We start from the raw sequence: 18990 nt of genomic DNA on the forward strand, positions 1-18990 counted from the left end.
TTTGAAATGGCCGATCCTTCTTGATGAAATTGAAACGATTGATTCGTATAAACGATTCGGTAAAGTAACACGCGTCATCGGTTTAATGATTGAATCAAAAGGCCCTGAAAGCTCCATTGGCGATGTTTGTTACATTCACGTCGGCAGCGGAAGAAAAAAACAACGGATTGCTGCTGAAGTCGTCGGATTTCGCGAACAGCATGTGCTTTTAATGCCATTTTCGACCATCCAGGATATTTCACCAGGATGCATCGTAGAGGCGACAGGAAAGCCTTTCGAAATAAAAGTAGGAATGAATTTAATCGGAAAAGTCCTCGACTCGCTTGGTCGCCCCCTCGATGGGAGTGTTCTTCCTAAAGGATTGCGGTCAATTTCTATTGAACGAGAACCACCTAATCCTTTATTGAGGCCGCCTATTCATGAGCCTGTTGAAGTTGGGATCCGCCTTATCGACAGCTTACTTACAGTTGGAAAAGGACAACGCGTCGGCATATTTGCCGGTTCCGGCGTCGGAAAAAGCACGTTGCTTGGAATGATTGCCCGCAATACGAATGCTGATCTAAACGTAATCGCCCTCATCGGTGAACGGGGACGAGAAGTTCGCGAGTTTATCGAACGCGATCTTGGCCCTGAAGGCCTCGCTCGTTCCATTGTTGTTGTAGCGACATCCGATCAGCCTGCTCTCATGCGCATTAAGGGAGCATACACGGCGACGGCCATCGCGGAATATTTTCGCGACAAAGGAATGAACGTCATGCTGATGATGGATTCTGTCACTCGTGTAGCGATGGCGCAACGCGAAGTTGGACTAGCTATAGGGGAGCCGCCGACAACAAAAGGCTACACCCCTTCCGTGTTTGCGATTTTGCCAAAACTGCTAGAGCGGACAGGAACGAATGAATGCGGTACGATTACTGCTTTTTACACTGTTTTAGTCGATGGCGATGATATGAATGAACCGATCGCCGATACGGTTCGCGGTATTTTAGACGGACATTTTGTTCTAGAGCGGAGCTTGGCAAATAGAGGACAATATCCAGCTATTAATGTGTTAAAAAGCATCAGCCGTGTCATGAATTACATTATTACACCTGAGCATAAAACCGCGGCCGAACGGTTCCGCCATCTCCTATCAGTATATATAAATTCGGAGGACCTCATTAATATAGGGGGGTACAAAAGGGGATCTTCTAAAGAAATTGACGAGGCCATTCGTTACTATCCGAAGCTGCTTTCTTTTCTAAAGCAAGATACTCATGAAAAATTTACGAGGGAAGAAAGCATTGACGCGCTCCTTCATCTCGTACATTCAGGGTGATTAAGAGATGGAACATGCGTTTAAATTCGACAAAATATTAACTATTAGAGAAAAAGAAAAAGATAAGGCTTTTGGAGAATACAAGGAAGCACTCGAGCGATTCGAAGAGGCAGCTGAAAAGCTATACCGTTTTTTGAAGCAAAAAGAAGATTATGAGGAAACGTACAAACAAAAGTTAAAATCGGGATTATCGATTCAAGATATTCGCTATTTTCGCCAGTTTGTCATGAATTTGGAGCGAACGATTTCCCACTATCAACAGCTTGTCATCCAGACCCGGGAGCAAATGTTTTTAAAGCAAACGAAACTAGCGGAACTAAATATTGAAGTAAAAAAATATGAAAAATTGAAAGAAAATCATATGAAAACTGTGCTTGAAACCATTCAAGCAGCAGAGAACAAACGCATGGATGAAATTTCAATCCAACAATTTGTCAATCGCAGAAATTAGGTGAGACGATGAAAGAACAAGAAATAGAAAAAGAAGGGAAAACAGGAAAGTTTCAATGGTTCTTGTTTGTCATCCTCATTCCATTGTTGTTTACGATTGCCTTAACGCTCGTCGTAGCGACGATTGCTGGAGTGAATGTGTTTGACATTGCGGCAAAATACGGCTCCAATCTTCCTTTCGTGTCGGAGCTAGTAGGTGGGAAGCCGAAATCCACTGAACAAATCTTAAAGGAAAACATGTTGGAACAAAAAGCAACGCTTGAAGAAAAAACAGCGCAAATTAAGAAGCTGGAAACAGAAATGAAAAATAAACAAAACGAAATTGACACGCTAAAACAAGAAATAGAACGTTTAAATGCGGAATTAGAAGCTAAACAACAAGAAGCTGCTTCATCCAGCAACCAAAAAATTACTATGCAAGATATCGCTAAGATGTACGGTACGATGGCGCCGAAAAATGCAGCTGCTATTATTCCTAAAATGTCTGACCAAGAGGCGGTGAATATTCTGGCAGCCGTAGGAAGCGATAAGGCGGCAGCGATTCTTGAAAAAATGACCCCAGCAGAAGCGGCCAAATATACCGCTCTGTTGTCGAGAGAGGCACAGACATCTAGCAACTAAAAGGGGGGAGAGTCATGAAGATTGCCGTTTATGATCCAAAGGTTTTTAAAAATGGCTTCGCGTCCACTGCCCAAAAACAAGGATCGATAGTGAAGCAGCCACAGGAAGGCAAGAGCGTATTTCAACAGTTGCTGCAAACGGAGCAAATGCAGGCTAGTAATACGGAAGGAGAGTCTATGTTATTGCCTCCTATAGGAGAAGCGATCGCTCCATCCGCAAGCGGCACCGACCATGATGATATGACAATGGCATGGTTGGAAGCATTTTTCCCGTTGCTTTCGCCTGATATGCAACAAATGCTTCAAGAACAATTGGGGGGCGATTCAACTGCTTTCCCATCGATCGATCCACAAGATGCTTCAACAATAAAACAATTAGCGGCAGAATGGATTATTGCGATGCAGCAAAAAGCAACAGAGTCAACGGAAAACATGCAACCAGTTGAACAGCTTGCATCGTGGCAACAAAATATTGACAGCGCTGTTGATATGCCGAACATCGAGCAAATTTTAGCCATTTTAAAAAGGCAACGGGTGCAACAGGCGAACGTCGGTTTTTCCGCATCCGCTAAACAAGACGAGCTGGCGCGTATGAGTAATGTTAGCCAGATCAGTAAGCATTCCAATCCGACACCTTTTGCGCAGTCTTTGCCGTTTCAACTTTATAAATTGCCAATCGATTCGAAGCTCTCTTCGCTAACGCAAACAGCGGAGCAGGCGAAGCAAAAACAAGACTATGCAGAAGTGATGAATCCATCTTTGATGAACGCGCTTCATCTAACAGCGGCATCCCAGCAAAAAGCACCGGTGATTTCTTTGGAGGAGGGCCAAACAGCGAGAAATGTGAACGAACAGTTCGTTCACCAATTCAGCGATATTATAAGAACAAGCAAGTTCACAAAACTTGGGAATGGGCAATCGCAACTGGTGATTCGGTTGCATCCTGAGCACCTCGGTACACTGACTGTAAAGTTGGTTCAGGAAAGAGGGGAAATGATGGCGAAAATCATCGCCTCGAGCGCTTCTGCCAAGGAGTTGGTCGAAGCAAACATTCAACAAATTTCTCATATCATACCGGCGCAACATATTACAGTCGAGCAATTTGACATACTTAACCATGAGGCGATGCCTCGTTATGACCAGACGTTTGGCGACCAAGAGAGAAATCGTGGAGGACAGCAGCAAGAACAACGACAACCGCTTAAGCAAGAAAAAGAGCTGCATTTTCAGGATGCCTTAACAAATGAATTGTTGAATATCGAAGCATAGGGGAGTGTTCCAATATGGCAAACACCATTGATTCGAGCCTGTTGCTAAGTAATTATAAGCCGCCAGAGCGACAAACGGGGAACAATATCCTCGGAAAAGACGACTTTTTAAAAATTTTGCTTGTTCAACTGCAAAATCAAGACCCGTTAAATCCTTTAGAAGATAAGGAATTTATCGCACAAATGGCGAGCTTTTCTACGCTTGAACAAATGACTAACATGACAACGGAAATGCAAAAATTCATTAATATGCAAAATGAAAATGCGATTTTGCGCTACAGCGAAATGATTGGCAAGAAAGTGTATTGGACGGAAACGACCGGGAATGGAGACGATACAACAGAAACGACAGTAGGAGCCATTGTCAAATCCGTCTCGCAAAAAAATAATGAAATCTTTTTGGAACTCGATAACGGCAAAGAGATTTCGAGCAAACAAATCGTGAAAGTGGAAGCACCACAACAATAAAAAAGCAAGGGAGAGAGATTTATGCTTCGGTCTATGTACTCTGGAATTAGCGGAATGAAAAACTTTCAGGTGAAATTAGATGTAATCGGAAATAACATCGCGAACGTGAACACGTATGGGTTTAAAAAGAGCCGCACTATTTTCAAGGATTTAGTAAGCCAACAAATCGCCGGTGCGAGCGCTCCTACCGCAACACGTGGCGGTGTGAATCCAAAACAAGTCGGATTAGGGGCGCAGCTTGCGGCCATTGATACTGTTCAGACGCAAGGAAGCTTGCAAACAACAGGCCGCACTCTTGATTTAGCGATTTCTGGCGATGGATATTTTGTATTAGGGGATGCGTCGGGAAACAACCATCTATATACAAGAGCAGGAAATTTTTATCTTGATCAACAGGGGTATATTGTAAATGCGGATGGGCGTTATTTACTAGGAAGCGGTAATAGCAGAATTCAAATTCCGACGAATGCTCAAAGCTTTAGCATTGGCGCAAATGGTGTAGTAAATTATGTGGATTCTACCGGAACTTTGCAAACAGCAACGGGTTCACCAATTCAATTGGCGAAATTTGCAAATAACGACGGTCTTGAAAAAGCAGGGGAAAATCTTTTCAGATCAACATCTAACTCCGGTACAGAGACATTGACTACTCCAGGATCAGGCGGAGCAGGAACGCTTGTCCCTGGTACGCTCGAAATGTCCAACGTCGATCTTTCTGAAGAATTTACCGAAATGATCGTCGCGCAGCGCGGTTTCCAAGCGAATACGCGCATTATTACAACGTCGGATGAAATCTTACAAGAGCTTGTCAACTTGAAGAAATAATAAAGGAGGGAGGGCACTAGACTCCGTCTAGTGCCTTTAAGTACATATGATCACATTGACGCGTTTAAATGGAAAGTCATTTGCATTAAATGCGATATACATAGAGCAAATTGAAGCTTTTCCAGACACGACGATTACGCTGACAAATGGAAAGAAAATCGTTGTGCGTGAATCTGTAAAGGATGTGATGCAACTTGTGAAAGAATTTTATCAACAAATTTCGATTATAGGACTTCCCCGGGATATGGAGGGATTAGACAATGAGTAAGTTATGGAAGGTAACGCTAGCTATATTAATTACGATTACGCTGATTGCGGCGGTAGCATTAGTTGTCGTTCTCAAGTTTACAGGAAATGAGGAAAAGAAGGGGCCAACGGCAGAAGAAATTGTAGCAAGCTCTGTCGATGTTCCGGAAATCACAACGAATTTAGCAGATGGCAGTTTTATTAAAATCTCTTTTAAAATTCAAATGAATAATGAGGATGCAAAAGCAGAGGCCGAACAGCGTGATTTCCAGATTAAAGATATTATTATTGAGCAGTTGTCACAAATGAAGCCAGCTGATTTTAATGGAGAGCAGGGGAAGACGAATCTGAAAGCGCGTTTGAAAGAAAAAATCAATCAAGTGATGCAAGAAGGGAAAGTGGATCAAGTTTACATTACTTCCTTCATCCTCCAATAACGATTTAGGGAGGTGAGAATGGTGTCTGGCGAAGTATTATCACAAAGTGAAATCGACGCGTTGCTAGCAGCGTTGTCAACTGGAGAAATGAATGCGGAGGAGCTGAAAAAGGAAGAGGAAGACAAAAGAGTAAAAGTATATGATTTTAAGCGAGCGCTTCGTTTTTCGAAAGATCAAATCCGCAGCCTTACGCGAATTCATGAAAATTTTGCAAGGTTGTTAACGACATTTTTCTCAGCTCAACTGCGGACGTATGTACAAATTTCGGTAGCATCAGCGGATCAAATTCCTTATGAAGAATTTATTCGTTCGATTCCAAAAATGACGATTTTAAACGTGTTCGAAGTGCCACCACTAGACGGACATATTCTTATGGAGGTAAATCCGAACGTTGCTTATGCGATGCTTGATCGAGTGATGGGAGGAAGGGGCACCAGTATTAACAAAGTCGATAATTTAACAGAAATTGAAACGCGGATTATGTCTAATTTGTTTGAAAAGGCATTTACCAATTTGCGGGATGCGTGGGAATCGGTTATAGACATTGATCCGTTACTAGCAGAATTTGAAGTAAACCCGCAATTTTTGCAAATGGTGTCTCCGAATGAAACGGTTGTTGTCATTTCATTAAATACACAAATTGCGGAAACAAGCGGAATGATTAATATTTGTATTCCTCATGTTGTGCTTGAGCCGATTATGCCGCGTCTTTCAGTGCATTACTGGATGCAAACGCAAAAAAAAGAAAGGGTGCCGCAAGAGGTTAAGGCTCTTGAGAAAAGGATTAAAGTTGCCCAAATCCCGGTCATTGCTGAGCTTGGTACAGCAACGATCACGATTCAAGAATTTTTACAGCTCGATGTAGGAGATGTGATTCAATTAGATCAAACGATTCAGCAACCGCTAACTATTAAAGTTGGTGATATTCCAAAATTTATCGGTCAGCCAGGCAAGGTAAGCAAAAAATTGGCGGTGCAAGTGTTAGACACGCTGAAAGGGGGAGAAGACAACAATGATGAGTGATGAGATGCTATCCCAAGATGAAATCGATGCATTGTTGCGTGGAGCTGGTGGTTTAGACGATACGCCGTCTGTCGATGATGTGTTATCAACGATTGAGCAAGATGCGTTAGGAGAAATCGGGAATATTTCGTTTGGAAGTTCGGCGACTGCACTTTCCATGTTGTTAAATCAGAAAGTTGAAATTACGACGCCGAGCGTTTCAGTTATTCGCCGGGGAGACGTATCGGATGAGTTCCCGCATCCTTATGTAGCGATTCAAGTAAATTACACAGACGGATTTTTAGGGACGAATTTACTAGTTATTAAACAGTCTGATGCAGCAATTATTGCTGATTTAATGTTAGGCGGAGATGGACTAAATCCAGCAGATTTATTAGGAGAAATTCAGCTGAGCGCTGTGCAGGAAGCGATGAATCAAATGATGGGCTCAGCGGCGACATCGATGTCTACCATTTTTGGCAAGAAAGTAGATATTTCTCCGCCAAACCTTCATTTGCTCGACGTAAAAGAAGGAGAAGGAATTGAATATTTACCGCATGCAGATATACTTGTAAAAGTGTCATTCCGTTTAAGAATCGGAACGTTGATTGACTCAAACATTATGCAGTTATTGCCGGTTGATTTCGCAAAAGAGTTGGTGGAAAATTTATTGCAAATGTCTAACCCGAGCGCGCAACCATCCGCTAAAGCGGATATAGAAAACAAAGAGAAGCATAGCGGCATTCCGGTTGCTTCTACTCCAAGCTCTCAAGCGGCGACGGTCGAATCGTCAAACAATGCGGCTTATTCCTACGGGAATTCAGTTTCTGAACAGCGAGCTTATCAAAACGCTCAGCATCCTTATGTACCTCAACAGCCAGCGCATGCACCAAACCATTTTGGCGCGCATGCTGCAGCCATAGGACAACATCACGTGCAGCCGGTTGATTTTGTGAGCTTTGAGCCTGCTCCTTTAACAGAGGCGGAACCAAGGAATTTAAATATGCTTCTTGATATCCCGCTGCAAGTGACGGTCGAACTTGGGAGAACAAAGCGGTCTGTGCAAGATATTTTGAACCTTTCTTCTGGATCGATTATCGAGCTTGATAAGTTGGCAGGTGAGCCGGTAGATATATTAGTCAACAATAAATTAATTGCCAAAGGCGAAGTTGTGGTAATCGATGAGAATTTTGGTGTGCGGGTGACAGACATTATTAGCCAAAGCGATCGTTTAAAAAACTTAAAATAATATAAGGAGGATTTTGCAAATGGCAAGAATATTGGTTGTAGACGATGCAGCGTTTATGAGAATGATGATTAAAGACATTTTAACGAAAAATGGTCATGAAGTTGTCGCAGAGGCAGCAGATGGTCTTCAGGCGGTAGAAAAATATAAGGAATTGAATCCAGATTTAGTAACAATGGACATTACAATGCCGGAAATGGATGGAATTACAGCATTGAAAGAAATTAAAAAATTGGATAGCAACGCAAAAGTGATTATGTGCTCAGCGATGGGGCAGCAGGCAATGGTCATTGATGCGATCCAAGCAGGCGCAAAAGACTTTGTCGTTAAGCCGTTCCAAGCGGATCGCGTCATTGAGGCGATTAACAAAACACTTGGCTAATATAAGAGGTGGAACCAATTTGTTTCGATTTCGCATCATTCCGTTATTCGTCTGTTTCATTGTGCTGATTGCTTCGCAGACAGGGCTGCCTGTTTTTGCGGAGCAATCCCCCACGGTGAAGCAATGTTTCGAGAATCCAGAAACATGTCAAGGCCAAGCGCCAGCTGGTCAAACAAATACAAATAAAGAAGCGCCGGCGCAGATGGCTTCCACTTTTACACTTTGGGATGTCGTTAAGCTCATTTTCGCTACTCTATTTGTTGTGTTGCTCATTTATGGACTATTAAGGCTTTTAAATCAACGTGGCCGTTTTCTATCCGGCAAGCGCGGGATGATTGAACATCTTGGTGGCGCAAGTGTCGGTACTAATCGTTCTGTACAGCTTGTGAAAATAGGGAAACGCGTATTAGTAGTCGGTGTCGGGGAATCGGTTCAGCTATTGCGCGAGATTGATGATGAGGAAGAAATCAAAGAGCTGTTGCTAGCGCACAACCAATCATTGCAACAAATGCTAGAACCAAATGAGTGGATTTCCAAATGGCTCAATCGCTTAGCCAAGAAGCAGGAAGTTAAAGAAGTTAAAAACGAAGCAACGCCGTTTCGTGAGCTGTTTGCAAAGCAAATGCAGGAGCTTTCGCAAGAGCGTCAAAAGTTGTTGAAGCAGATTGAACAGAAGGGAACAACGTCCGATGAATGAGTTTGTGCAATTTTTTAACCAAGTTGCTCCTGAAAACGTCTCAATGTCTGTAAAGCTATTACTATTATTAACGGTATTATCGATTGCTCCAGGCATTTTGATCATGATGACTTGTTTTACCCGTATTGTAATTGTACTGTCTTTTGTCCGTACGTCGCTTGGCACTCAACAAATGCCGCCAAACCAAGTTCTTATTGGTTTAGCTTTATTTTTAACATTTTTTATTATGGCACCGACATTTAAGCAGGTAAACGATCAGGCACTTCAGCCGCTGTTTTCTCAAAAGATCAATTTGGAACAAGCATATGAACGAGCTTCGGTACCGATTAAGGAGTTTATGAGTGAACATACGCGACAAAAAGATTTGGCGCTATTTTTGACCTATAGCGGCGCTAACAAGCCAAAAAATCTTCAAGACATTCCGTTAACAACGCTTGTTCCTGCGTTTGCTATTAGCGAACTTAAAACCGCGTTTCAAATGGGATTTATGATTTTTATTCCGTTTTTAGTGATTGATATGGTTGTAGCGAGCATTTTAATGTCGATGGGAATGATGATGCTCCCGCCGGTAATGGTTTCGCTGCCGTTCAAAATTTTGCTATTTGTTCTTGTAGATGGCTGGTATTTAGTCGTAAAGTCATTGCTAGAAAGTTTTTAGATAAAGTAGGTGAACGGACGTGAATGCAAATGTTGTCATTCAGCTTGCTGAACGGGGAGTATATACGATTTTAATTATTTGCGGCCCGCTTTTATTACTAGCGCTCGCAGTCGGTCTTTTAATCAGCATTTTTCAAGCAACGACGCAAATTCAAGAGCAAACCCTTGCATTTGTACCGAAAATTGTCGCAGTGCTTATCGGCCTCATTTTTTTCGGCCCATGGATGCTCTCGAGGATGGTTTCGTACACATATGAGATTTTTAATAATTTAACAAAATTTGTAGGCTGATCTTATGGAGTTATTCGTTTCCTATTTTCCAGTATTTTTATTAATATTCGCTCGGGTTGCGTCTTTTTTCGTCACATTGCCGTTGTTTTCTTATCGAACGATCCCTAATACGTATAAAATCGGACTGTCATTTTTTGTGAGTTGGCTCATGTTTCTCGGAATGAAAAAAGGACCCGTTGCACTAGATGAAGCTTATATATTGCTTGTTTTGAAAGAGGTTTTAGTCGGCCTTTGTATCGGTTTATTAGCGTATATTGTTATGGCTGCCATCCAAATTGTTGGCGGATTGATCGATTTCCAAATGGGTTTTGCGATCGCTAATGTTATCGATCCGCAAACAGGAGCACAAAGTCCGCTCGCAGGGCAATATTTGTATACGTTTGCGTTATTGCTGCTATTAGTATTAAACGGTCACCATATTTTACTAGATGGGATCTTTTATAGTTACCAGCTGATTCCTCTAAACCATGCTTTTTCGTTCGCGCACGGAAATATAGTGCAATATGTTGCTAAAACGTTCAGTGAAATGTTCGTCATCGCTTTTCAAATGTCTGCTCCGATTGTTGGGTGCTTGTTTTTGGTGGACATTGCGCTAGGAATTGTGGCGAGAACTGTACCACAACTGAATATTTTCGTCGTTGGATTACCTGTCAAAATCGTCGTTGCCCTTCTCTTGTTAATACTGATGATGGCGACGCTGTTTGTGGCTGCCCAACATTTGTTTGAAACGATGTTTATTTCAATGCGCGATTTGATGAATCTATTAGGGGGCAGGTAAATGGACGCGCTACATTTCGATTTGCAATTTTTTGCAGAGGAAAAAACGGAAAAAGCAACGCCGCGAAAACGGCAAGAAGTGCGCGAAAAAGGGCAAGTTGCAAAAAGTGCTGATTTGAATACAGCCATTGTGCTTTTGCTCGTATTTATTGTTCTTCTATTTTCGGGGCGTTTATATAAAGAAGCTTTTTCACGGCTTTTGCGCAAATCGTTTGAGCAATATATGCTAACAGACGTGACCATCAACTCCGTTCACACGCTTTTTGTCACTATCCTCGAGGAGTTGGCCTGGGTGGTCGCTCCGATTTTTATAGCGGGGCTTGCAGGCGCGTTTTTAGCGAACTTTTTGCAAGTAGGTTTTTTGTTTACGACAGAGCCGCTTCAAATGAAATTGAGCAAACTTGATCCGATCCAAGGATTTAAGCGGATTGTGTCGCTCAGGTCTATCGTCGAGCTGTTAAAGTCTATTTTAAAAATAGCCATTGTTGGTTTTGTAACATTTTTAGTTTTATGGACAAAACTCGATGACATTTTGTCGTTAACGACAAAATCGATAGGTACAACCTTAAGCTCATTATCTAGCTTAGCTGTGCAGATGGGATTATATGCATCGGCTGCCCTGCTGTTTTTAGCATTTTTAGATTATTTGTATCAGCGATTTGATTTTGAAAAAAATATTCGCATGTCGAAACAAGAAATCAAAGAGGAATTTAAGAAGACAGAAGGGGATCCATTAATAAAATCAAAAATTAAGCAAAAACAACGGGAAATGGCGATGAAAAGAATGATGCAGGAAGTGCCGAAAGCGGATGTAGTGATTACCAATCCAACACATTACGCCATCGCCTTAAAATATGACGATCAGGAAATGGAAGCGCCCATTGTAGTTGCCAAAGGCGTTGATTACATTGCTTTGAAAATTAAACAGCTAGCAAAGGAACATAATGTTGTAACAGTCGAAAATCGGCCGCTTGCCCGGGCATTGTACAGCCAAGCAGAAATCGGGGATGCGATTCCGGAGCAATTTTTTAAAGCTGTAGCGGAAATTTTAGCCTATGTGTACCGTTTGAAACGGAAAATTTAGCGAGATGTTTTAGTTCAAGGAGCGAAAGATGATGCCAGCAAGAGATTTATCTGTGTTATTGATGGTTGTGCTCATTGTGGCGATGTTAATTATTCCACTCCCAACGTGGCTTTTAAGCATTCTCATTATTGTGAATATTTCTCTTGCGCTATTGGTTCTCCTTACTTCGATGAATATGCGCGAGCCACTCGAATTTTCGATTTTTCCCTCCTTGCTGTTACTACTTACTCTTTTTCGCCTAGGATTGAACGTTTCAACAACCCGTTCAATTTTAAGCAGAGGGGAAGCCGGAGGTGTTGTTGAAACGTTTGGCACATTCGTCGTTGGGGGAAATGTCGTTGTCGGCTTTGTTGTGTTTTTAATTCTTATTATTATTCAGTTTGTCGTCATCACAAAAGGAGCGGAGCGTGTTTCGGAAGTCGCGGCGCGCTTTACGCTTGATGCGATGCCAGGCAAGCAAATGAGCATCGATGCAGATTTAAATGCTGGGATGATCTCTGAGCAAGAAGCGCGCAAACGTCGTGAAAAAGTAGCGCAGGAAGCCGATTTTTATGGGGCGATGGACGGGGCAAGCAAATTCGTAAAAGGAGATGCGATTGCCGGCATTATTATCGTCATTATTAATATGTTATTCGGAATGGTTATCGGAGTCATGCAGCAAGGGCTTGATGTATCCCAGGCGGCACAACGGTATACGCTATTAACGGTGGGGGACGGCATTGTTAGCCAAATTCCGGCTTTGCTTATTTCCACCGCGACAGGAATTGTTGTTACACGGGCGGCATCGGACAGCAATTTAGGCGGAGATGTGATGAAGCAGCTATTCGCTTTTCCAAAAATGCTGTATGTAACTGCCGGAACTATTTTTCTGCTAGGGTTATTTACACCAATTAACGACGTGTTGACCATTCCTATTGCTGGACTGCTGGCGTTTGGGGGATATCGTTTCTCCACCAAATCAGCGGAAGAAAAAGAGGCATCGCTGGAAGAGCAGAACGAAGAAATCGAAATGAACCAAATGAAAAGTCCGGAAAGTGTCGTCAATTTACTAAGTGTCGATCCGATCGAATTCGAATTTGGTTATGCTCTCATTCCGCTAGCCGATACAAATCAAGGCGGAGATTTGCTTGATCGGATTGTGATGATCCGTCGTCAGCTTGCACTAGAACTCGGACTTGTGATCCCCGTGGTGCGAATTCGTGACAACATTCAATTGCAGCCGAATGAATATCGCTTAAAGGTGAAAGGTGATGAAGTAGCGAGAGGAGAGCTGCTGCTCGATCACTATTTAGCGATGAGTCCCGGTGTTGAGGATGATTCAATTGAAGGAATCGCTACGGTTGAACCTGCGTTTGGTTTACCGGCAAAATGGATTTCCGAAGAGATGAAAGAGCAGGCGGAAATGTTTGGCTATACGGTTGTTGATCCACCTTCTGTTGTTTCAACGCATATTACGGAGGTACTGAAGGCGCACGCCCATGAATTGTTAGGGCGCCAAGAAACAAAACAGCTCATCGATCATTTAAAAGAGTCTTATCCGATCTTAGTTGAAGAAGTAACGCCAAATCCGCTTTCTGTCGGAGATGTTCAGAAAGTGTTGGCTAAGCTATTAAAGGAAAAAGTATCGATTCGCAATTTACCTGTGATTTTTGAGACATTGGCGGATTTTGGACGGATGACGAACGATGCAGATTTATTGGCAGAGTATGTGCGTCAGGCGTTAGCACGGCAAATTACGAGTCAATACGTCGTTCCTGGGGAGCCGTTAAGGGTCATCACTATGTCAGGAAAAGTGGAAAAAGCGATTGCTGAAGGGGTGCAGCAAACAGAGCATGGGAACTTCTTATCGCTTGATCCAACCTTATCACAGGCCATTATTGAGGCGACAGCGGCGCAAATTGAGCAGCAGTCTTTCGTAAACCAGACGCCGATTTTGCTCTGTTCGCCGGCGGTTCGAATGTATGTCCGTCAGCTAACAGAGCGATATTTTCCGAACATCCCTGTGCTATCTTATAATGAATTAGAGGCAAACGTGGAGGTTCAAAGTGTTGGGGTGGTGGATATTGCATGAAGGTAAAAAAATTTGTGGCTCCCTCGATGCCGGAAGCAATGAAAATGATTCGGGCGGAGTTGGGGCAGGACGCGGTCATCTTGAATTCTAAAGTAGTTCATAGAGGCGGTTTTCTTGGGTTATTCACAAAGAAGAATATTGAAGTAATCGCAGCGGTCGACCCAAAGCCAGCTCGGCCAGCCGCTAACGATAAAAAAGTGCGACAGATCAATACAAATGTGGAAACTCCTAAAAGACCTGACGTTTCAAAAACGGTTGAAGATGGGGCATTGTTGAATGAGCTAAATGAGTTGAAAACGATGCTGAAACAACTATCTACAAATGTAGCGGTCAATTTTACATCGTACCCCCAGCCATTAAATGAGATTAATGAGCTGTTAGCTGAACAAGAACTTTTAAGTGCACTGCGGCAAGAAGTGATGGCGGAAATAGTTGAAAAATGGTATTTGCATCGTGAAACCGCTACAAAACAACAAGCAATGATGTGGGTGAAAGAAATATTGCTCAAAAAAATAGAGCAATTGCCGTTTGGTGGACTTTCTTTTCAAAAGAAATATGTAAATGTCGTAGGTCCTACTGGCGTTGGAAAAACAACGACGTTGGCGAAAATGGCGGCCGATTGTGTGCTCAAACATCACAAGAAAGTAGCCTTTATTACGACGGATACGTATCGAATCGCTGCGATCGATCAATTAAAAACGTATGCAAAAATTCTTGATGTGCCGCTTGAAGTATGCTACAACATGCATGATTTTCAAGAAGCGAAAAAAAAATTTTCCGCCTATGACGTTGTATTCATTGATACGGCAGGTCGCAATTTTTTAAACCGGCAATATGTACAAGATTTGCGAGAAGTGATTGAGTTTGATGAAGAGATGGAAACATTTCTTGTGCTGGCTTTGACAGCGAAATGGGTTGATATGAAAGCAATTTATGAACAATTTTCGTTGATTCGAATCGATCGCTTCATTTTTACAAAATTGGACGAAACGAGTCAGTACGGTGCGATGCTGAATTTAATAACTAATTGTCAAATTGGTGCCGCTTACTTGACGAATGGGCAAAATGTTCCGGACGACATTATCGAAGCATCGCCTGAACAAATTGTAAATACATTGCTTGGGGTCGATTTAACATGAGAGATCAGGCAGAAAGCTTACGTCTACAGTTGAGCCGTCTGAATAAAAAAGCACTAACGAAGGCGATCGCTATCATTAGCGGAAAGGGCGGTGTCGGAAAATCAAATTTTTCACTAAATTTTGCTCTTACATTATCAAAACGCGGTTTTCACGTATTGCTGTTTGATATGGATATTGGCATGGGCAATATAGATATTTTGCTCGGCCAGTCTTCCCATACGACGATCGTGGATTTGTTCGAGCGGCGCATTTCGATTCAAGAATTAATTAAAAAAGGGCCAAGTAATTTATCATTTATTGCCGGGGGAACGGGATTAACGAAAATTTTTACGATGGACCAGGAAAAAGTAGATTATTTTCTAACACAGCTTCAGTCCGTTTCCGAGCAATATGACTACCTTATTTTCGATATGGGGGCAGGCATTTCGGAAGATCGGTTGCACCTGTTGATGGCTGTCCATGAAGTTTTTGTGATTACGACGCCTGAGCCGACATCCATTACCGATGCGTATGCAGCTATGAAATACATTCATTTAAGAAAAAAAGACATACCATTTTATTTAATTGTGAATCGGGCCCAAACGAACCAAGAAGGCTATGAAACACTGCGGCGATTAAAAAATGTAATGAGACAATTTCTCGGAAAAGAAGTAATGAAATTAGGAGTATTACCGGAAGATCGCGCTGTTTCAAAAGCAGTAGCCAGACAAACTCCATTTTTATTGTTTGATTCTACCACAAAAATTAGCCGTGCGATGATAGAACTTACGGACCGCTATTTAGCGGATCGGACGGTTGGCGATTTGAATGTTTCCCGCCCGACCAGCTTTTTTGCTAGACTTCGACAACTTCTTTTAGAAAGGTAGGGGGGGCTGTGAATAAAATTAAAGTATTAGTTGTGGATGACTCTGCCTTTATGAGGAGGCTCATTACCGATTTTTTATCGGAACATCCGCAAATAGAGGTAATTGGGACAGCAAGAAACGGTAAAGATGCACTCGAAAAAATACCATCGCTGCAGCCAGATGTCATAACAATGGATGTCGAAATGCCAATGATGAACGGACTTGAGGCATTAAAACAGATTATGGAGCGTTCTCCTCTTCCTGTTGTCATGTTGTCGAGCACGACGAAAGAAGGAGCAGAAAACACGATTTTGGCAATGCAGTATGGCGCTGTTGACTTTGTCGCCAAACCGTCAGGAAATATTTCGCTTGATCTTTACAAAGTGAAAGAAGAACTTGTTGACAAAGTCATGCTTGCAAGCCGCGCCAATTTACGTTTGATAAATAAAAGGGCGACAAATCAAACAACCGCTAGTTCTCAAAAAATATCATATAGTAAAATAGAAGTACAACCATCGGAAAAAGGTCACGAAAAGAAAATTATTTGTATCGGTACATCGACCGGGGGACCGAGAGCACTGCAGCAAGTGTTGACGCAATTACCGAAGCAAATTCCGGCGCCGATTGTTATTGTGCAGCATATGCCAAAAGGATTCACAAAGTCGCTGGCTCAACGTCTTGATTCACTTTGCGACATTTCGGTAAGAGAAGTAGAACATCTAGAGGAGTTAAAGCAAGGAGTAGCGTATATTGCGCCAGGCGGTGCGCATTTTACCGTTGCATCATCGGGCCAATCGCTTATTGCCCACCTTGATTATTCCCCGCCGCGAAACGGACATCGTCCTTCCGTGGATGTGTTATTTGAATCGGTGAGCGCATTAAGCGGTTACAGCAAAATCGCAGTTATTATGACCGGTATGGGATCCGATGGAACGAATGGATTAAAACGACTCAAAGAAGCAGGAGAGACAAAAGCGATTGCTGAATCAGAGGAGACAGCTGTTGTATTTGGGATGCCTAAATCGGCTATTGCGGCAAATTTGGTCGATGATGTCGTTCCTTTAGAGGGGATTGCCGAAACAATTATGAAATATGCAGGCAGGCAAGGGGTGTAGAGCCATGGATATGAATCAATATTTGGAGATTTTTATTGATGAAAGTAAGGAGCATTTGCAAACGATCAATGAGCAACTTTTAGAGTTGGAGAAAAATCCTAATGACCTTTCGATTGTTAATGAAATCTTTCGTTCCGCCCATACGCTGAAAGGAATGTCAGCGACAATGGGATTTGAAGATTTGGCTAACTTAACGCATCAAATGGAAAATGTTCTTGACGGGATTCGCAATCATAAGATTCAGGTGATTCCCGAATTATTAGACGTCGTTTTTGCCGCGGTTGACGATTTAGAGGCGATGGTCAATTCGATCGCTGAAGGTGGAGACGGAAAGCGGGACGTTCGCGAAGTGGTGCAACAACTTAAACAAATCGAGCAGGGGGAACTTCCTACTACACAAACAAAACAAGAAACGGCTCCAGCTGCTTCTGTTCTGACACAGACATATGGAGAATTTGAGTACAACATTCTTCAAGAGTCAAAGGAACAAGGGTTTAATGCCTATGAAATTCGCGTCAAGTTGCGGGCTGATTGTTTGTTAAAAGCGGCGCGGGTGTTTATGGTATTTGAAGTGTTGAATGAAGCGGGGGAAGTTATTAAATCGAATCCGTCTGTAGAGCTACTAGAGGAAGAGCAGTTTGACCAAGAGTTTCTTGTCACCCTTGTGACGAAAGAGCCGGGAGAGCAATTACAGCAACGAATTAGTAAAGTTTCTGAAGTAGAAGAAGTGGTTGTTGCACCTATTGACATGGAACAATTAAAAATCGCTCAAGAACAGGCCGAACAGGCAGCCGTCTTGCAAGAAGAGGTAGCAGCGACAATAGTTGCCGAAAAGGAAGAACAAAAAGAAGAATCAAAAGAAAAGGAAGCCACACATAAGAATGCAACAACGAATAAAACGATTCGTGTAAATATCGAGCGTTTAGATATTTTAATGAATTTGTTTGAAGAGCTTGTGATTGACCGCGGACGACTAGAGCAAATTTCGCGTGAATTGAACCATCCAGAACTTCATGAAACAGTGGAAAGAATGTCACGCATCTCAAGCGACTTACAAAATATCATTTTAAATATGCGGATGGTTCCGGTAGAAACTGTTTTCAACCGATTCCCGCGCATGGTGCGCCAGCTTGCGCGTGATTTAGGCAAAAAAATTAATTTGGAGATTATCGGGGCAGAAACCGAGCTCGATCGTACTGTGATTGACGAAATTGGTGATCCGCTCGTTCATTTGCTTCGCAACGCTATCGACCACGGTATTGAAATGCCAGAGGTACGCCGTGCGAAAGGAAAACCGGAGGAAGGAACTGTCAAGCTCAAAGCGTATCATAGCGGAAACCATGTCTTTATTGAAATTGAGGATGATGGTGCTGGCATTAATCGTGAGAAAGTATTGCAAAAGGCGATTAACAAAGGAATTATTTCTAAACAGAATGCGGCTAATCTAACAGATAAACAAGTCTATGAACTTATTTTTGCGTCGGGCTTTTCCACAGCTGATAAAATTTCTGACATTTCAGGCCGCGGGGTAGGACTTGACGTGGTAAAAAGCACTATTGAATCGCTGGGCGGATCGGTAACGATCGATTCTGAAGAGGGAATTGGATCGACCTTCTCGATTCAGTTGCCGTTAACGTTGTCTATTATTTCTGTTATGCTTGTGGAAATTCAAAATGAAAAATACGCAATTCCGCTCTCTTCTATTATAGAGACTGCAATTATCAGAAAAGAAGATATTTTGCACGCTCATCATCAGAAAGTCATCGATTTTCGCGGAAAAGTCGTGCCGCTCCTATTTTTAAAGGATGTATTTGAGATTCCTAGCGTTAAAGAGGAAGAAGACTTTTTCTCTATTGTGATTGTGCGCAAAGGAGAAAAAATGGCTGGACTTGTCGTCGACTCCTTTATTGGCCAACAAGAAGTCGTTTTAAAATCGCTTGGTAATTACTTAACATCTGTGTTTGCCATCTCTGGAGCTACAATACTAGGGGACGGCCAAGTCGCCTTAATTGTCGACTGCAATGCATTGATTAAATAAGATTCCATAAAGGAA

General features: G+C 42.4%; 21 protein-coding genes. All 21 read left to right on the forward strand.

Features of this window, described 5'->3' with window-relative positions; all coding sequences use genetic code 11:
* The first annotated feature begins 1 nt into the window (after position 1).
* Genes fliI through N667_RS0105860 form a run of 21 tightly spaced genes read left to right on the forward strand, consistent with a single transcriptional unit; the run spans position 2 to position 18975 of the window.
* On the forward strand, positions 2–1318 hold the full coding sequence (gene fliI / locus N667_RS0105760; RefSeq protein ID WP_027408685.1) for a flagellar protein export ATPase FliI: 1317 nt from the start codon (positions 2–4) through the stop codon (positions 1316–1318).
* 7 nt (positions 1319–1325) lie between these two features.
* Positions 1326–1769 carry a flagellar export protein FliJ gene (gene fliJ, locus N667_RS0105765; RefSeq protein ID WP_027408686.1) on the forward strand — a complete coding sequence of 148 codons (444 nt, stop codon included), beginning with the start codon at positions 1326–1328 and terminating at the stop codon, positions 1767–1769.
* Between the two features lie 8 nt (positions 1770–1777).
* Positions 1778–2389, forward strand: a complete 612-nt coding sequence (locus N667_RS0105770; RefSeq protein WP_027408687.1) for a MotE family protein — start codon at positions 1778–1780, stop codon at positions 2387–2389.
* Positions 2390–2403: 14 nt separating this feature from the next.
* Positions 2404–3657 carry a flagellar hook-length control protein FliK gene (locus N667_RS19070; protein ID WP_027408688.1) on the forward strand — a complete coding sequence of 418 codons (1254 nt, stop codon included), beginning with the start codon at positions 2404–2406 and terminating at the stop codon, positions 3655–3657.
* Between the two features lie 14 nt (positions 3658–3671).
* Positions 3672–4124: a flagellar hook assembly protein FlgD gene (gene flgD, locus N667_RS0105780; protein ID WP_027408689.1), complete on the forward strand. Its 453-nt coding sequence runs from the start codon at positions 3672–3674 to the stop codon at positions 4122–4124.
* Positions 4125–4145: 21 nt separating this feature from the next.
* Positions 4146–4949, forward strand: a complete 804-nt coding sequence (gene flgG / locus N667_RS0105785; RefSeq protein WP_027408690.1) for a flagellar basal body rod protein FlgG — start codon at positions 4146–4148, stop codon at positions 4947–4949.
* Positions 4950–4995: 46 nt separating this feature from the next.
* A complete protein-coding gene (locus tag N667_RS0105790; protein ID WP_027408691.1) occupies positions 4996–5217 on the forward strand; it encodes a flagellar FlbD family protein in 222 nt (73 codons plus the stop codon).
* Entirely contained in the window at positions 5210–5632 is a 423-nt protein-coding gene (fliL, locus tag N667_RS0105795; RefSeq protein WP_027408692.1) for a flagellar basal body-associated protein FliL, read from the forward strand. Before N667_RS0105790 ends, fliL begins: the two co-directional genes overlap by 8 nt.
* Positions 5633–5650: 18 nt before the next feature.
* Positions 5651–6655, forward strand: a complete 1005-nt coding sequence (gene fliM, locus N667_RS0105800; protein WP_035098207.1) for a flagellar motor switch protein FliM — start codon at positions 5651–5653, stop codon at positions 6653–6655.
* Positions 6645–7883 carry a flagellar motor switch phosphatase FliY gene (fliY, locus tag N667_RS0105805; RefSeq protein ID WP_027408694.1) on the forward strand — a complete coding sequence of 413 codons (1239 nt, stop codon included), beginning with the start codon at positions 6645–6647 and terminating at the stop codon, positions 7881–7883. The genes fliM and fliY overlap by 11 nt, the downstream gene beginning before the upstream one ends.
* Positions 7884–7902: 19 nt before the next feature.
* Positions 7903–8262 carry a response regulator gene (locus N667_RS0105810; protein WP_027408695.1) on the forward strand — a complete coding sequence of 120 codons (360 nt, stop codon included), beginning with the start codon at positions 7903–7905 and terminating at the stop codon, positions 8260–8262.
* A 19-nt stretch (positions 8263–8281) separates the two neighbouring features.
* Positions 8282–8959, forward strand: coding sequence for a flagella biosynthesis regulatory protein FliZ (gene fliZ / locus N667_RS0105815; protein ID WP_027408696.1), 678 nt, complete (start codon positions 8282–8284; stop codon positions 8957–8959).
* Complete coding sequence (gene fliP / locus N667_RS0105820; protein WP_027408697.1) at positions 8952–9617, forward strand: flagellar type III secretion system pore protein FliP; 666 nt, start codon at positions 8952–8954, stop codon at positions 9615–9617. The genes fliZ and fliP overlap by 8 nt, the downstream gene beginning before the upstream one ends.
* Positions 9618–9636: 19 nt before the next feature.
* On the forward strand, positions 9637–9906 hold the full coding sequence (fliQ, locus tag N667_RS0105825) for a flagellar biosynthesis protein FliQ (RefSeq protein ID WP_027408698.1): 270 nt from the start codon (positions 9637–9639) through the stop codon (positions 9904–9906).
* Positions 9907–9910: 4 nt separating this feature from the next.
* Positions 9911–10684: a flagellar biosynthetic protein FliR gene (gene fliR / locus N667_RS0105830; RefSeq protein WP_027408699.1), complete on the forward strand. Its 774-nt coding sequence runs from the start codon at positions 9911–9913 to the stop codon at positions 10682–10684.
* The gene (flhB, locus tag N667_RS0105835; protein WP_027408700.1) at positions 10685–11767 is read left to right on the forward strand and encodes a flagellar biosynthesis protein FlhB; all 1083 of its coding nucleotides are present in this window, start codon (positions 10685–10687) and stop codon (positions 11765–11767) included.
* A 31-nt stretch (positions 11768–11798) separates the two neighbouring features.
* Positions 11799–13838 carry a flagellar biosynthesis protein FlhA gene (gene flhA / locus N667_RS0105840; protein ID WP_027408701.1) on the forward strand — a complete coding sequence of 680 codons (2040 nt, stop codon included), beginning with the start codon at positions 11799–11801 and terminating at the stop codon, positions 13836–13838.
* On the forward strand, positions 13835–14977 hold the full coding sequence (flhF, locus tag N667_RS0105845; RefSeq protein WP_027408702.1) for a flagellar biosynthesis protein FlhF: 1143 nt from the start codon (positions 13835–13837) through the stop codon (positions 14975–14977). Before flhA ends, flhF begins: the two co-directional genes overlap by 4 nt.
* Positions 14974–15843 carry a MinD/ParA family protein gene (locus tag N667_RS0105850; RefSeq protein WP_027408703.1) on the forward strand — a complete coding sequence of 290 codons (870 nt, stop codon included), beginning with the start codon at positions 14974–14976 and terminating at the stop codon, positions 15841–15843. Before flhF ends, N667_RS0105850 begins: the two co-directional genes overlap by 4 nt.
* An 8-nt stretch (positions 15844–15851) precedes the next feature.
* Positions 15852–16937 (forward strand): chemotaxis response regulator protein-glutamate methylesterase, encoded by a 1086-nt coding sequence (locus N667_RS0105855; protein ID WP_027408704.1) that lies wholly within the window; start codon positions 15852–15854, stop codon positions 16935–16937.
* A 4-nt stretch (positions 16938–16941) separates the two neighbouring features.
* Entirely contained in the window at positions 16942–18975 is a 2034-nt protein-coding gene (locus tag N667_RS0105860) for a chemotaxis protein CheA (RefSeq protein ID WP_027408705.1), read from the forward strand.
* Positions 18976–18990 lie beyond the last annotated feature (15 nt).

Source organism: Anoxybacillus tepidamans PS2 (assembly GCF_000620165.1).
In the GTDB taxonomy this organism is placed as follows: domain Bacteria; phylum Bacillota; class Bacilli; order Bacillales; family Anoxybacillaceae; genus Anoxybacteroides; species Anoxybacteroides tepidamans_A.

Bases quoted from the DNA above. Each gene is read 5' to 3' on its own strand.
- N667_RS0105850 (WP_027408703.1), top strand. From the start codon at position 14,974: ATGAGAGATCAGGCAGAAAGCTTACGTCTACAGTTGAGCCGTCTGAAT.
- flgG (WP_027408690.1), top strand. From the start codon at position 4,146: ATGCTTCGGTCTATGTACTCTGGAATTAGCGGAATGAAAAACTTTCAG.
- flgD (WP_027408689.1), top strand. From the start codon at position 3,672: ATGGCAAACACCATTGATTCGAGCCTGTTGCTAAGTAATTATAAGCCG.
- fliM (WP_035098207.1), top strand. From the start codon at position 5,651: ATGGTGTCTGGCGAAGTATTATCACAAAGTGAAATCGACGCGTTGCTA.
- N667_RS0105810 (WP_027408695.1), top strand. From the start codon at position 7,903: ATGGCAAGAATATTGGTTGTAGACGATGCAGCGTTTATGAGAATGATG.
- flhF (WP_027408702.1), top strand. From the start codon at position 13,835: ATGAAGGTAAAAAAATTTGTGGCTCCCTCGATGCCGGAAGCAATGAAA.
- fliL (WP_027408692.1), top strand. From the start codon at position 5,210: ATGAGTAAGTTATGGAAGGTAACGCTAGCTATATTAATTACGATTACG.
- N667_RS0105770 (WP_027408687.1), top strand. From the start codon at position 1,778: ATGAAAGAACAAGAAATAGAAAAAGAAGGGAAAACAGGAAAGTTTCAA.
- N667_RS0105860 (WP_027408705.1), top strand. From the start codon at position 16,942: ATGGATATGAATCAATATTTGGAGATTTTTATTGATGAAAGTAAGGAG.
- flhA (WP_027408701.1), top strand. From the start codon at position 11,799: ATGCCAGCAAGAGATTTATCTGTGTTATTGATGGTTGTGCTCATTGTG.
- fliJ (WP_027408686.1), top strand. From the start codon at position 1,326: ATGGAACATGCGTTTAAATTCGACAAAATATTAACTATTAGAGAAAAA.
- fliP (WP_027408697.1), top strand. From the start codon at position 8,952: ATGAATGAGTTTGTGCAATTTTTTAACCAAGTTGCTCCTGAAAACGTC.
- fliY (WP_027408694.1), top strand. From the start codon at position 6,645: ATGATGAGTGATGAGATGCTATCCCAAGATGAAATCGATGCATTGTTG.
- flhB (WP_027408700.1), top strand. From the start codon at position 10,685: ATGGACGCGCTACATTTCGATTTGCAATTTTTTGCAGAGGAAAAAACG.
- N667_RS0105790 (WP_027408691.1), top strand. From the start codon at position 4,996: ATGATCACATTGACGCGTTTAAATGGAAAGTCATTTGCATTAAATGCG.
- fliR (WP_027408699.1), top strand. From the start codon at position 9,911: ATGGAGTTATTCGTTTCCTATTTTCCAGTATTTTTATTAATATTCGCT.
- N667_RS19070 (WP_027408688.1), top strand. From the start codon at position 2,404: ATGAAGATTGCCGTTTATGATCCAAAGGTTTTTAAAAATGGCTTCGCG.